We start from the raw sequence: 13,285 nt of genomic DNA on the forward strand, positions 1-13,285 counted from the left end.
GGGAGGGGGGATGCGATCCTCCTGACGCGCGCGGGCTTTGCCCAAAAAGAAAGGGCGGCCGTGGGGAGCCGCCCTTTCGTATCTCGTGCGTTGGCCTGCTTATTTGGCCGGTTCCGCGGGCTTCGCCTTGCCACCCTTCTTGCCCTTTTTCGGAGCGGCCGGGGTGATTTCAAAGGCCAGCGCCTCGTCCTTCAGCCGGACATGCACCTCGCCGCCATGGACCAGCTTTCCGAACAGCAGTTCTTCGGCTAGCGGCTGCTTGATCTTCTCCTGCATCAAGCGGCCCATCGGGCGCGCGCCGTAGAGCTTGTCATAGCCCTTCTTGGTGAGCCAGCCCTTGGCATCGTCGTCCAGCGTGATGTGGACGTCGCGGTCGGCCAGTTGCAGTTCGAGTTGGAGCACGAACTTGTCGATGACCCGCGCCACGATCTCCGGCGGAAGATAGCCAAAGGGGACGATGGCATCGAGACGGTTGCGGAATTCCGGCGTGAAGAGCTTCTTCACCGCATCTTCCTGCACATCGTCGCGCGTCAGTTCGCCAAAGCCGATGCTTTCCTTCGCCATGTCCGACGCACCGGCATTGGTGGTCATGATGAGAATGGTGTTGCGGAAATCGACCGTCTTGCCGTGGTGATCGGTCAGGCGGCCGTTATCCATGACCTGCAACAGAATGTTGAACAGATCCGGATGCGCCTTTTCGATCTCGTCCAGCAGTAGCACGCTGTGCGGGTTCTGATCGACCGCATCGGTGAGCAGGCCGCCCTGATCATAGCCGACATAGCCCGGAGGCGCACCGATCAGGCGGCTGACCGAGTGCCGCTCCATATATTCCGACATGTCGAACCGCTGGAGCGGAATGCCGAGGAGATTGGCAAGCTGGCGCGCGACCTCCGTCTTGCCGACCCCGGTAGGGCCGGAGAAGAGGTAGCTGCCGATCGGCTTTTCCGGATCGCGCAGGCCCGCCCGCGACAGCTTGATCGCGGAGGACAGTATCTCGATCGCTCGGTTCTGGCCAAATACGACGCGCTTGAGGTCGGTGTCCAGCGATCCCAGCACCGACTTGTCGTCCGCCGATACCGTCTTGGGGGGAATGCGCGCCATGGTGGCGATCACAGCCTCAATCTCCTTGGGCGTGATCGTCTTCTTGCGCTTGGACGGCACCACCAGCATCTGCATGGCGCCGACCTCGTCGATCACGTCGATCGCCTTGTCCGGCAGCTTGCGGTCGTTGATGTAGCGCGCCGACAGTTCCACCGCCGCCTTGATCGCGTCGGGGGTATATTTGACGTTGTGATGCTCCTCAAAGGCGCTGCGCAGACCGGCGAGAATCTTGATCGTGTCCTCGACCGAAGGTTCGTTGACGTCGATCTTCTGGAACCGGCGCAACAGGGCGCGGTCCTTCTCGAAATGGTTGCGGAACTCCTTGTAGGTGGTCGAACCTATGCAGCGGATCGTGCCGCCCGATAGAGCGGGCTTGAGCAGGTTCGACGCATCCATCGCCCCGCCGCTGGTCGCGCCAGCGCCGATCACGGTGTGGATTTCATCGATGAAGAGGACCGCATGCGGCATCTTTTCCAGCTCGGTGACGACCGCTTTCAGCCGTTCCTCGAAATCGCCGCGATAGCGGGTGCCAGCGAGCAGCGCGCCCATGTCGAGCGAGTAGATCACCGCCTCCTTCAAGACATCGGGAACCTCGCCCTCAACGATCTTGCGCGCCAGGCCCTCCGCAATCGCGGTTTTGCCGACGCCCGGATCGCCCACATAGAGCGGGTTGTTCTTCGACCTGCGGCACAGGATCTGGATGGTCCGGTCGACTTCGGCGCTACGGCCGATCAGCGGGTCAACCTTGCCCCGCATCGCCTTCTCATTGAGGTTGACCGTGAACTGCTCCAAGGCACTGTCCTTCTTGCCCTTGCTGTCCTGCGCCTTCTTTTCCTCTTCCGGAGCGCCCTTGGCGGCGCTTTGCTCCGGAGCAGCTGTACCCTTGCCGACGCCGTGGCTGATGTAGCTTACGGCATCCAGACGGCTCATATCCTGTTGCTGGAGGAAATAGACGGCGTAGCTCTCCCGCTCGGAGAAAAGCGCGACGAGCACATTGGCTCCCGTCACTTCATCCTTGCCGGAAGATTGCACGTGCAAGATGGCGCGCTGGACCACGCGCTGAAATCCGCTGGTGGGCGAAGGGTCGCTTGAACCCTCCACCTTCAGGCTGTCGAGTTCACTGTCGAGATATTGGGTGACGGCGTCGCCCAGTTCGCCAAGCTCTACGCCGCACGCCTGCATCACCTTCGACGCATGCTCGTCATCGATCAGCGCGAGGAGCAGATGCTCCAGCGTCGCATATTCGTGGCGGCGCTCCGACGCATGGGTCAGCGCGTTGTGCAACGTGGTTTCAAGGGCGGGTGCGAAAGATGGCATTTCTATTCTACTCCTGAGCCCCAAAGAGAGGCTGACTTGAACCATATGTCGGCATTGCTCGACGGCAGATCAAGGAGGACGCCCTGACCGCCGGAATTGCCAGACTGCCCGTACCCGGTGAAGCCCATGTCAGGGCCGCAGAGGGCGGAGCGCGGGTTCATCGCTTGAATAACGCCTCAGCACTTGATTTGTGGTTAACGGCGCTTTCAATCTTTGATCTGGTTCGGGCGATTTCACCCTCCAGCGCCCTGATGCGCTCTTCCAGATCGGCAAGGGATAAGGGACCCAAATCCTGTCGAAGCAGTTGGGCCAGCGGATCATCAATCTTGCGAGGCAGATCGTCGTCCATGTCCATAAATGCCAATGTTGACCGCCGGGGCGCCTCTGTCAATAAGGCCCTTAAGCCGCTTGCGATTTTCAGCTGCGGTGCCGGATTATTGCGGGGGAATGGGCATCATGGGGTTTGAAGCGGCACTGCCTGATGAAATGATGGCGATTGCCATTCCATCGCCCGGCGGTCCCGAAGCTCTGGTGCCTGAGCGTCGTCCGGTTCCTGCCCCCGCAGCGGATGAAGTGCTGATCCGGGTCGCCGCAGCAGGCGTGAACCGGCCCGATGTGTTGCAGCGGCAGGGCAAATATCCGCCGCCCCCCGGCGCGTCCGATATTCCGGGGCTGGAGGTTTCCGGCACGATCGTTGCGGCTGGCGGCAGCGCGGAAAAACTGATTGGGCAGCGCGTATGTGCGTTGCTTGCTGGCGGCGGCTATGCCGAATATGCGGTTGCGCCAGCGGGCCAATGCCTTCCCGTGCCGGATAGCTATGACATCGTTGAGGCGGCGGCTTTGCCCGAAACGCTCTTCACCGTCTGGACCAATTTGTTCGAACGGGCCTATGTCGTCGGAGGCGATACGGTGCTGGTGCATGGCGGGACCAGCGGCATCGGCACGATGGCGATTTCGCTCTGCCGCCTCTTTGATATCACCATCATCGTCACCTGCGGCAGCGATGCCAAGTGCGAACAGGCTAAGGCTTGGGGTGCGCATCATGCCATCAATTATCGTGCCCAAGATTTTGTCGAAGAGGTCAAGCGCATTACCGCTGGCCAAGGCGTGCAGGCGGTTATGGACATGGTCGGCGGCGATTATGTGCCCCGAAACTTGCAGTGCCTTGCCGAAGATGGCCGCCATGTGTCGATCGCGGTACTGGGTGGCGCCAAGGCGGAAATCTTTATCCCAGCGGTGATGACCCGGCGGCTGACGCTGACCGGATCGACGCTGCGGCCGCGCTCATCCGCTTTCAAGAGCCTTGTGGCCGATGAGATCATCCGGGAGGTCTGGAGCTTCGTCGAAGATGGCAGACTCCGTCCGGCGATGGACCAGCGCTTCCCCTTGGCAGAGGCCGCGCGGGCACATGCGCGCATGGATGCAGGGGAGCATTTCGGGAAGATCGTGCTGACGGTCTGAGGGCCTGTTTGGGTGGTTGCAGACATCCCAAATCCTCCCTGCGCGAAGCGTGGGGAGAGCTGGTGGAGGGGAAATGAGCCGAGGTCGCGCATTTTCCCCTCCGTCAGCGCTACGCGCTGCCACCTCCCCATCTGCCGATGGGGAGGATTAAAAAGCTCCTCTCCTGGCTACAAAACAGTCGCTCACCCTCATCTCGCGATGCCGTAAAACCCCGTAAACCGTAGCATTTCCGTCATATTCGCTGCGGGATTGTAACATTGCGCCGCTAGGGATTCGGCCCCGAGGACAATAGCTCCAGGGGTTGCATCATGAATGCCATCACACGCCTGCCTTTCCTGGCGGACATGGACGAAGGCACCCAACATTTCGATACGCCGGAACATGGCGGCAAGCGGCGCCGTTACCGCACAGTCTGGATATCGGATATTCATCTCGGCACGCGCGGCTGCAATGCGAAGCTGCTGATCGACTTTCTCGACAGCGTCGATAGCGAGACCATGTATCTGGTCGGCGACATCATTGACGGATGGCGGCTCAAGCGGCGCTTCTACTGGCCCGCCGCGCATAATGACGTCGTTTGGCGCATCATGAAGCGGGCCAAGCGGGGCACCCGCGTCGTCTATATCCCCGGCAACCATGACGAGATGTTCCGCCAGTTCACGGGCCTCAGCTTTGGCGGGGTCGAGATCAGGCGCAAGGCGATCCATGAGACCGCCGACGGTCGCAAGCTACTCGTCCTGCACGGCGATGAGTTCGACACGATCATGCTGGCCCACCGCTGGCTCGCCTTCGTCGGGGACGCCGCCTACGGCTTGCTGATGCGGCTCAACGTCGTGGTGAACGCGGTGCGCCAGCGCATGGGCCTGCCCTATTGGTCGCTCAGCAAAATGGCCAAGCACAAGGTCAAGAACGCCGTCGAGTTCATTTCCCGCTTTGAAGAAGTGGTATCGCATGAGGCCGGAGCACGCGGCGTTGATGGCGTGGTTTGCGGTCACATCCACAATGCCGAAATGCGTGAGATTGGCGGCGTCCAATATTATAATGACGGCGACTGGGTTGAAGGATGCACCGCTCTGGTCGAACATTTCGACGGCCGTATGGAGGTGCTGCACTGGGCCGATGAAGTCGCGGCACGCGCGGCCGCCGATCAGGTGAGGATCGCTGCCTGATGCGCATCGTCATCGTGACCGACGCCTGGTCCCCCAGGTCAACGGCGTCGTCAGGACGCTTCAGACCATCCAGGCGGAGCTGGAGGCGAGGGGGCATGCCGTAAAGATCATCTCGCCCGATCTCTACGGCTCCTTTCCCTGTCCGACCTATCCCGAAATCCGCCTCGCCTTCGTGCGATCGGGCGTGGTGGGTGACGCGATCGCGGCCTTTGAACCGGACGCCGTCCATCTCGCGACCGAAGGGCCGCTCTGCCTTGCCGTACGGCGTTGGTGCCTGCGGGGCGGGGTGCCATTCACCACCGCCTATCACACCCATTTCCCCGATTATGTGTCGCGGCGAACCGGACTGCCTGCCCGCTGGTTCTGGTCCTATATTCGCTGGTTTCATGGTCCCGCCCGCGCGGTGCTGGTCTCGACCGGATCGGTGCGGCAGCAGTTGCGCGCGCATGGATTGGCGCAGGTCCGGCCATGGGGCAGGGGCGTGGACCTGTCCGCCTTCACATCCGTGGCAACGCCGCCAGCGATATTCGCCAATCTCCCGCGCCCGATCCAGCTCTATGTCGGCCGGGTCGCGGTCGAGAAAAATCTTGAAGCCTTTCTTGCCAATGACCACCCCGGCAGCAAGGTCGTCGTGGGTGATGGTCCCGCACGGGGCCTGCTGGAACGCGCCTATCCGGACGCGCATTTCCTCGGCTCGCTCTTTGGGCAGGAACTGGCGGGCGCCTATGCGGGCGCCGACGTGTTCGTCTTCCCCAGCCGCACCGACACATTCGGCCTCGTCATGATCGAGGCACTGGCATGCGGCACCCCTGTCGCCGCTTATCCGGTAAGCGGGCCGGTGGACATCGTGACCCCCGAAACCGGCGCGCTATCCGAACGGCTGGAGGACGCCATCGCCGCTGCGCTGCGCTGTGACAGGGCCGCCTGCGCCGCCCATGGCCGCAGCTTCAGCTGGGAACGCAGCGCCGACGAATTCCTGACCGGCCTCCACTGTATCGATCCCGTCGTCAGAGACAGCGCGGCCTGACGCTTTTCCTTGCTCCACGGGGCTTCTTGCACTATCTCAGGACGGGCGTGGCCGCCCTGCTTGGGCGGCCCTTGTTGTTTTTAGTGCCGGAGAATCCTCGTGTCCCAGCCTCTCATGCCCCATGCGACAGCCAGCTGGCTGGTCGACAATACCGCGCTCAGCTTTGACCAGATCGCGGAATTTTGCGGGCTGCATATCCTGGAAGTGCAGGCGATCGCCGATGACACGGCTGGCACCAAATATACCGGCCGCGATCCCGTCCGCGCGCATGAAATCACGATGGAGGAAATCCACAAGGGTGAGGCGAACCCCGATTATCGCCTCAAGATGCTGAAAGGTCCCGAACCCGTCCGCCGTACAAAAGGCCCGCGCTACACGCCCGTGTCCAAGCGTCAGGACAAGCCCGATGGTATCGCCTGGATCCTGCGCAACCATCCGGAAATTTCGGACGGCGCGATCGGCAAGCTGATCGGCACCACCCGCACCACAATCGCGGCCATCCGTGACCGCACGCACTGGAACATCTCCAACATCGTGCCCAAGGATCCGGTGACGCTCGGCCTGTGTTCGCAGCGGGAGCTGGACGCGCTGGTGACGAAGGCCGCGAAGAAGCTCGGCATCGAAGCGCCGACTGACTCGCGTCTGGACGGCGACCGTGAGGCGCTGATCGAGGAACTGCGCCGCGAGCGCGACGACGCCGCCCGCCGCGCCGAGGAAGCATTGAAGAGCGAGGCTGACCTGATTTCGGGTGCTGCCACGATCCTCGATCCGTTCAGCAACAATCAGGGCCAGGTCTGATCCTGCCCTGACGCCCTGCTTTACGCTTGCGTAAAGCAGGGGCCTGACATACATCTCCGTTAATGGAGAGCATCGAGACGGTCTGGAAAGACCATTATAATCATCCTTTCCCCTGGGATCAGTCCTTCCCTCCCATGTCGATGGTGGACATGGTCGTGGACAGCGCGACGGCCAATCCCGATGCGTTGATGATCGATTTTCTCGGCCGCAAGACGACCTATGGCGACATGCTCCATGTCATCCGCCGGGTCGCAAGGGGGCTTCAGGACCTGGGCGTGCGAAAAGGTGACCGGGTCGGCCTCTACCTCCCCAACGTCCCCCATTATGTCGCGGCCTATTATGGAGCGATGATGGCGGGCGCGACCGTCGTCAATTTCTCTCCCCTCTACACCGCCGCCGAACTGGAACATCAGGTAGAGGACAGCGGCACCAAAATCCTCTTCACCCTCTCTGCCAAGGCATTGCTGCCCACGGCGCTGGAGGTGCTGGACAATAGCAGTCTTGAACGCCTGATCGTCGGCTGCGTGGCGGAGGTTCTGCCCCCCGCCAAGTCGGTCCTCTTCCGCATTTTCAAACGTAAGGAGACAGCGCAGATCCCTGATGATCCGCGCGTCACCAACTACGCCAACCTGATGCGCCATGGCGAAGACCCAGCGCCAGTTGCCATCGATGCGGTCAACGACGTCGCTCTGCTGCAATATACCGGCGGCACCACCGGTCGGCCAAAGGGCGCGATGCTTACCCACCAGAACCTGACCGCCAATGCGCGTCAGATCCGGCTCATCGATCCGCATCCCGAAGCCATCGACCGCATCCTCGCGGTCCTGCCCTTCTTCCATGTCTTCGCCAACACCTGCGTCCTTAACCGTACGGTCCTCAACGGCGGCGAAATGGTGATGCTGCCCCGGTTCGAAGCCGTGCAGGTACTCGCCGCCATTCAGCGAACAAGCCCGACGTCAATGCCCGGCGTCCCCACCATGTTTCAGGCGCTGCTCGATCATCCGGCGACGCCGAACATCGATTTCTCATCACTACGCCTGTGCATTTCGGGCGGCGCGCCCCTGCCGCTGGAACTCAAGAAACGGTTCGAAGCCGCCACCGGCGCGAAGCTGGTCGAGGGCTACGGCCTTACCGAAAGCAGCCCGGTCGTCTGCTCCAACCCCTATGAAGGGCTGAACAAGCCCGGCACCGTGGGTCAACCCGTCCCCGGAACCTACGTAAAGCTTGTGGATCGGGAGGACCCGACACGACCGCCGCCCGCCGGTGAGCCCGGCGAACTTGTCTTTGCCGGCCCCCAGATCATGAAGGGCTATTGGCAACGCCCCGATGCTGACAAGGAAGTCTTCGTCGATGGCTGGCTGCGCACCGGCGACGTCGGCCTGATCGATGCCGACGGCTATGTGAAGATCGTCGATCGCCTGAAGGACATGATCGCGGTCGGCGGCTTCAAGGTCTTCCCCAGCCAGGTGGAAGAGGTGCTCTACCACCACCCCGAAGTAAAAGAGGCGCTCGTTATCGGCATCCCCGATCCCTATCGCGGCGAGTCCCCCAAGGCTTTCGTCACGCTTCAGGAAGGCGCGAAGACGGACGGCGAGGCACTGAAGGCGTGGCTCAACCCCCAACTCGGAAAGCATGAAAAAGTCTGCGAGGTGGAGGTTCGCCTGAACCTTCCCAAGACGCTGGTCGGCAAGCTGTCGCGCAAGGAACTGGTCGCCGAAGAACGGGCAAAGGCGCAAGGCGCAGCAGGGCAGGCTGGAACGGCTGCCTGAACCTTCCTATCTTGTGCCCCACACAGGATAAGGAACAGGCGAATGGCCGAACAAATCGCGACGCTGGCAGGTGGCTGCTTCTGGTGCACCGAGGCGGTGTACCAAAATCTGAAAGGCGTCCGGTCGGTCGAAAGCGGCTATCTGGGCGGTCAGTTGCCAAACCCCAGCTATGAGCAGGTCTGCTCCGGCGCGACGGGCCATGCCGAAGCGATCCGCATCGCCTTTGACCCGGAGGTGATTTCCTATGGCGACCTGCTCGACATCTTTTTCGCGACGCATGATCCGACGACGCTCAACCGGCAGGGCAACGACATCGGCACCCAATATCGCTCCGCCATCTTCCCGCATTCGCCGGAGCAGGAAGCGGAAGCCCGCGCTGCCATCGCCCGCGCGCAACCCGACTATGGCAACCCGATCGTCACCACGATCGAACCTGACGCCCCCTGGTATCCGGCCGAGGATTATCACCAGAAATATTGGGACCGCGTCGGCGACCGTAACCCCTATTGCATGGCGGTCATCCCCCCAAGCTCGCCAAGCTGCGCAAGGGCTTCGCGGAACGGATCGAGGGCTGATCTACCCGTATTCGACCTATCTCCGTTCCGTTCGCGCCACCTCTCCCCCGTTCGCCCTGAGCCTGTCGAAGGGCTTCTTTTCTTTTTAAGGAAGAGGCTTCGACAAGCTCAGCCCGAACGGGGAGGCGGTGGCCTTCAAACACTAACAATCACCAAAAACGGACACTTTCCCCCAACCCACCAATATCGCTTAGGCTAAGGTTAATCACGACCATGCCATTCAGGTGAGGATTTCACAGGGGAATATCCATGCGCCCATTCGCGACGATTGCCGCAGCCGGAATAATGCTGACCCTCCCGGGCTGCATCGCAAAGACGGCGCTCGACGTCGCCACCCTGCCGGTGCGCGCGGGATCGCAGGCCGCAGATTGGGCCACCACCAGTCAGGAAGAATCCGACCGCAACTACGGCCGCCGCATGCGCAAGCAAGAGGCCAGGGAAGCGCGCGACCGTAAAAAGGTCGAAGAACAACGCCGCCGCGAATGCAAGCGCGCTGGCTATCGGGACTGTGATTGAGGACGGTTCGACCAGTCACTGAGCTATAATGATTTCGCGCAGAGGCGCAGAGTTCGCAGAGAATCGGGAACGGGCCAAATGGCCCCAGAAAAAACCTCTGCGCTCTCTGCGCCTCTGCGCGAATCCAAATTCCAGCGTCGCGAACTAGGGTCGATCGACATTCAGGAGATGGCGTGTCGAGCCGAAGGCCACCGAAGGTAAAATGGTGGTTTTCCGTGACCCTTGAAGCGAGTCACGCGCCTCGCTTCAACGCAGCGTACTCAAAGTACGTGAGCACCGGAAGCGCGGAGAACCGCCATTTGCAGACCGCCAGAACTGAATGTCGATCGGTCCTAAGCCGCCGCCCGCCGCAACCGATCATTGATCGCCGCTCCAATCCCCACATCCGGAATAGGCGCCACCGCAATATGCGTCGCCGCGCTCGCATCGGCAACATGCAGCGCCGCGAACAGATTGGCCGCGGCCTCCTGCACATCGGCATCCGGGCTCAAATTGATATTGCACGGCATCAGGCCAAAGCCGATCAGATATTCGTCCTTTTCAGCCCGCAACGCGTTCAGCCGCAACGGCTTGGACGGCGCATAATGGCTTTCCAGCTGACCCGGTGCCTCGATCTTCGCATCAGCAGCGCCCGTCACAACCGGAAGGCCCGTCGCCTGCTCCAGCATCGCCGCCGTTACCGGACCCGGCCGCAGCAGCCGGATACGGTCATCTTCGGGCGCGACGATCGTTGACTCCAGCCCCTCGCTCGTCGGCCCCTCATCCAGGATCAGCCGCACCTTGCCATTCAGGCTGGCCAGCACATGCTCGGCCCGTGTAGGGCTGATCGCGCCGCTGCGATTGGCCGATGGCGCGGCGAGTGGCCGCCCGCTTTCCCGGATCAGCGCGCGCATGGCGGGGTGGGCGGGCAAGCGCAGCGCGACGGTCGGCAGGCCCGCCGTCACCAGCGATGACAGGCCGCTGTCTTCCCGTACCGGCAGCACCATGGTCAGCGCGCCCGGCCAAAATCGCGCCGCCAGCTTGTCCGCCACGGGAGAAAAGATCGCCAGCCGCTCCGCCATTTCCTTGTCCGAAACGTGCACGATCAGCGGGTTGAAGCTCGGCCGCCCCTTGGCGCTGTAGATCGCCGCGACCGCGCTCTCGTCCGTCGCGTCGGCGGCAAGTCCATAAACCGTCTCTGTCGGCACCGCGACCGGCTCGCCCGCGCGGATCAACAGCGCGGCTTCACGCAGGGCTTCGGCGCCATAGCGGCAGATCCGGGTGGAATAGACAGGATTTGGGATGGTCACGGCCCCGCGATATAAGCTCCAGCGCGGCAGAGTAAAAGTCCATTACGACAGAAGAATGACAGGGCCACGCGGCTTGCCGGGGCGGGGGAGGGGGGTTAAGCCCGGCGCATGAACAACGAAACGCTTAGCCGCATCGCCGAAGCGCTGGAACGGATCGCGCCGCCACCGGCTATTTCCGCCGATCTCACCGCCGCGTCCGCCTATGTCTGGGATGGCCACGCGATCCAGGCCGTGGATGCCTTTGATCCGGTGAACTATGATCTGTTGACCGGCATCGACGCGCAAAAGGCGACATTGCTCGAAAACACCCGTCGCCACGCCGCAGGCCATGCTGCGCATGACGCGCTGCTCTGGGGCGCACGCGGAACGGGCAAGTCCGCAGTGGTCGCCGCCGTCATCGACCGGCTCCAGCGGGAGGGTGCCGACATTGCCCTGCTGCAATGCGCGATCGATGAACTGAACAGCCTGCCGCGTCTCTTCTCCCTCCTGCGCACGATGCAGCGCCCCTTCATCCTCTTCCTCGACGATCTCGGTTTTGATGAGAATGGCGTGGGCGACGCGCGCGCTTTGCGGTCGCTGTTACAGGGCGGCACGGCCGCTCGGCCCGCCAACGTCCGTCTCTATGTCACCTCGAACCGCCGTCACATCGTCCCGCGCCACCTGTCCGAGCAGGACGACCCCGTCAATCCGCGCGACGTGGTGGATGACAAGATGGCGCTGTCCGACCGCTTCGGCCTCAGCCTCGGCTTCCACGCCATCGACCAGCAGGCCTATGTCGACATCGTCACCGGCTATGCGGACAGCCTCGGCCTCAGCTTCGATCCGCTCGAAGCCATCCAGTGGGCAACCCAACGCGGCAGCCGTTCGGGCCGCGTCGCCTGGCAATATGTGGTCGAACTTGCAGGCCGCAACGGCCGCGCGCTTTAGGTCACTTCCCGCCGGTCACCCGCCAGATCACGCCGCCGACATCGTCGCTGACCAGCAGCGCACCCTTCGCGTCGCCCGCGACATCCACCGGCCGCCCGCGCGCATTGCCATCGGCATCCAGAAAGCCGGTCAGCACATCGACAGGCTTCGCCTTGCCCACCTCGCCATTCGCCTCGAACGGCACGAACACGACCTTGTATCCCGCCGCAGGCTTCCGGTTCCAGCTCCCATGCAGCCCGACAAAGGCGCCGTTCTTAAACGCCCCGCCAATCTCCACCTTGTCGGCAAAGGCCAGCCCCAGCGGCGCGACATGGTTGCCCAGCGCATAGTCCGGCCGCTTGGTATATTCGCGCACTTCGGGCCGTTGCGGCTGCACGCGGCGGTCCTCATACCCGCCCCAATAATTCCACGGCCAGCCATAGAAGCCGCCAAACTCCACCCGCGTCAGATAGTCCGGCACCAGATCGCTGCCCAACATGTCGCGCTCATTCACCACGCCCCACAGCGCGCCGCTCTTGGGTTCAAATGCCAGCCCCACAGGATTGCGCAGCCCTGAAGCGTAAATGCGATAATCCCCGGTCCTGGGATTGACCTCCAGCACCGCCGCGCGGTTCGCCTCCCCATCCAGGCCGTCCTCGGCGATATTGCTGTTCGACCCGACACCCACATAGAGCAGCCCCGTGGGGCCAGCCGCCAGGCTCTTGGTCCAATGCATGTTGGGCGCGTTCGCGGGCAGGTTCAGGATCTTGCGGCCCTTGGCGGTGATCCGCGTCTCCCCCTCCTTATAGGGGAAGGCCATCAGCGCGTCCGTATTGGCGACGTAGAGCGTCCCGTCCACCAGCGCCATGCCATAGGGTGAATTGAGCCCGGTCAGGAACGGCGTCTTCACCTCTGCGCGCCCATCGCCATCCGCGTCGCGCAGCAAGGTGATGCGGTTGGCCGAAGGCACGCCCGCGCCAGCCTTGTCCATCAAATAGGTCATCACCCGATCGACGATTCCACCGGCGGGGCGGGGAGGGCTGTTCGTCTCGGCCACCAATATGTCGCCATTGGGCAGCACCAGCATCGATCGCGGATGCGCCAGCCCCTCGGCTAAGCGCGCCACGGCAAGGCCCTTCGCCGCCACCGGCTTCTCGCCCGCCGTCCACCGCTTCACTTCGGCGACGTTGATGGTAGGGATGAGCTCGCTGCGAGGAGAGGTGAAAACCGGCTCTTTCCCTACATCCTCACCCGCCGCCAACTGCGCCGTATCCCCTTGCGCCAGATAAAAAATGACGCCCCCGGCGATCAGCAGGAGGATAAGGGTGACGGCGATCAAATGCTTCTTCATGCCGCC

Annotated in this window: 10 protein-coding genes and 2 pseudogenes; 8 read left to right on the forward strand and 4 right to left on the reverse strand. The window is 62.6% G+C overall.

Going from position 1 to position 13,285, the window contains the following annotated elements; all coding sequences use genetic code 11:
• Nucleotides 1-99: 99 nt before the first annotated feature.
• Entirely contained in the window at nucleotides 100-2,418 is a 2,319-nt protein-coding gene (gene clpA / locus IZV00_RS02810; protein ID WP_196225679.1) for an ATP-dependent Clp protease ATP-binding subunit ClpA, read from the reverse strand.
• Nucleotides 2,419-2,575: 157 nt separating this feature from the next.
• A complete protein-coding gene (locus IZV00_RS02815) occupies nucleotides 2,576-2,773 on the reverse strand; it encodes a DUF1192 domain-containing protein (protein ID WP_196225680.1) in 198 nt (65 codons plus the stop codon).
• Between the two features lie 101 nt (nucleotides 2,774-2,874).
• Between IZV00_RS02815 and IZV00_RS02820 the strand changes: the two genes are divergently transcribed.
• From IZV00_RS02820 to IZV00_RS02850, 7 genes and pseudogenes are all read left to right on the forward strand, one after another.
• A complete protein-coding gene (locus tag IZV00_RS02820) occupies nucleotides 2,875-3,879 on the forward strand; it encodes an NAD(P)H-quinone oxidoreductase (RefSeq protein WP_196226477.1) in 1,005 nt (334 codons plus the stop codon).
• A 308-nt stretch (nucleotides 3,880-4,187) separates the two neighbouring features.
• Entirely contained in the window at nucleotides 4,188-5,048 is an 861-nt protein-coding gene (locus tag IZV00_RS02825) for a UDP-2,3-diacylglucosamine diphosphatase (RefSeq protein ID WP_196225681.1), read from the forward strand.
• Nucleotides 5,048-6,075, forward strand: a pseudogene (locus IZV00_RS02830) (glycosyltransferase family 4 protein). Before IZV00_RS02825 ends, IZV00_RS02830 begins: the two are co-directional and overlap by 1 nt.
• 114 nt (nucleotides 6,076-6,189) lie before the next feature.
• Nucleotides 6,190-6,873 carry a DUF1013 domain-containing protein gene (locus IZV00_RS02835; protein ID WP_196226478.1) on the forward strand — a complete coding sequence of 228 codons (684 nt, stop codon included), beginning with the start codon at nucleotides 6,190-6,192 and terminating at the stop codon, nucleotides 6,871-6,873.
• Between the two features lie 62 nt (nucleotides 6,874-6,935).
• Nucleotides 6,936-8,642, forward strand: coding sequence for a long-chain-fatty-acid--CoA ligase (locus IZV00_RS02840; protein ID WP_196225682.1), 1,707 nt, complete (start codon nucleotides 6,936-6,938; stop codon nucleotides 8,640-8,642).
• Nucleotides 8,643-8,684: 42 nt separating this feature from the next.
• Nucleotides 8,685-9,217: pseudogene (gene msrA, locus IZV00_RS02845) on the forward strand (peptide-methionine (S)-S-oxide reductase MsrA).
• Nucleotides 9,218-9,502: 285 nt separating this feature from the next.
• Complete coding sequence (locus IZV00_RS02850; protein WP_443020057.1) at nucleotides 9,503-9,733, forward strand: hypothetical protein; 231 nt, start codon at nucleotides 9,503-9,505, stop codon at nucleotides 9,731-9,733.
• Nucleotides 9,734-10,065: 332 nt separating this feature from the next.
• Here the strand turns inward: IZV00_RS02850 and IZV00_RS02855 are convergent, their stop codons facing one another.
• Nucleotides 10,066-11,022 (reverse strand): L-threonylcarbamoyladenylate synthase, encoded by a 957-nt coding sequence (locus IZV00_RS02855; protein WP_196225684.1) that lies wholly within the window; start codon nucleotides 11,020-11,022, stop codon nucleotides 10,066-10,068.
• 108 nt (nucleotides 11,023-11,130) lie between these two features.
• Between IZV00_RS02855 and IZV00_RS02860 the strand changes: the two genes are divergently transcribed.
• Nucleotides 11,131-11,949 (forward strand): ATP-binding protein, encoded by an 819-nt coding sequence (locus IZV00_RS02860; RefSeq protein WP_196225685.1) that lies wholly within the window; start codon nucleotides 11,131-11,133, stop codon nucleotides 11,947-11,949.
• A gap of 1 nt (nucleotide 11,950) precedes the next feature.
• On the opposite strand, the gene IZV00_RS02865 is transcribed toward IZV00_RS02860, so the two are convergent.
• Nucleotides 11,951-13,279, reverse strand: coding sequence for a PQQ-dependent sugar dehydrogenase (locus IZV00_RS02865; RefSeq protein ID WP_196225686.1), 1,329 nt, complete (start codon nucleotides 13,277-13,279; stop codon nucleotides 11,951-11,953).
• Nucleotides 13,280-13,285 lie beyond the last annotated feature (6 nt).

This window comes from Sphingobium sp. Cam5-1, from assembly GCF_015693305.1.
Classification (GTDB): domain Bacteria; phylum Pseudomonadota; class Alphaproteobacteria; order Sphingomonadales; family Sphingomonadaceae; genus Sphingobium.

Coding starts and splice junctions, on each gene's coding strand:
- IZV00_RS02850 (WP_443020057.1), top strand. CDS start 9,503: ATGCTGACCCTCCCGGGCTGCATCGCAAAGACGGCGCTCGACGTCGCC.
- IZV00_RS02865 (WP_196225686.1), bottom strand. CDS start 13,279: ATGAAGAAGCATTTGATCGCCGTCACCCTTATCCTCCTGCTGATCGCC.
- IZV00_RS02815 (WP_196225680.1), bottom strand. CDS start 2,773: ATGGACATGGACGACGATCTGCCTCGCAAGATTGATGATCCGCTGGCC.
- IZV00_RS02825 (WP_196225681.1), top strand. CDS start 4,188: ATGAATGCCATCACACGCCTGCCTTTCCTGGCGGACATGGACGAAGGC.
- clpA (WP_196225679.1), bottom strand. CDS start 2,418: ATGCCATCTTTCGCACCCGCCCTTGAAACCACGTTGCACAACGCGCTG.
- IZV00_RS02820 (WP_196226477.1), top strand. CDS start 2,875: ATGGGGTTTGAAGCGGCACTGCCTGATGAAATGATGGCGATTGCCATT.
- IZV00_RS02860 (WP_196225685.1), top strand. CDS start 11,131: ATGAACAACGAAACGCTTAGCCGCATCGCCGAAGCGCTGGAACGGATC.
- IZV00_RS02835 (WP_196226478.1), top strand. CDS start 6,190: ATGCCCCATGCGACAGCCAGCTGGCTGGTCGACAATACCGCGCTCAGC.
- IZV00_RS02840 (WP_196225682.1), top strand. CDS start 6,936: ATGGAGAGCATCGAGACGGTCTGGAAAGACCATTATAATCATCCTTTC.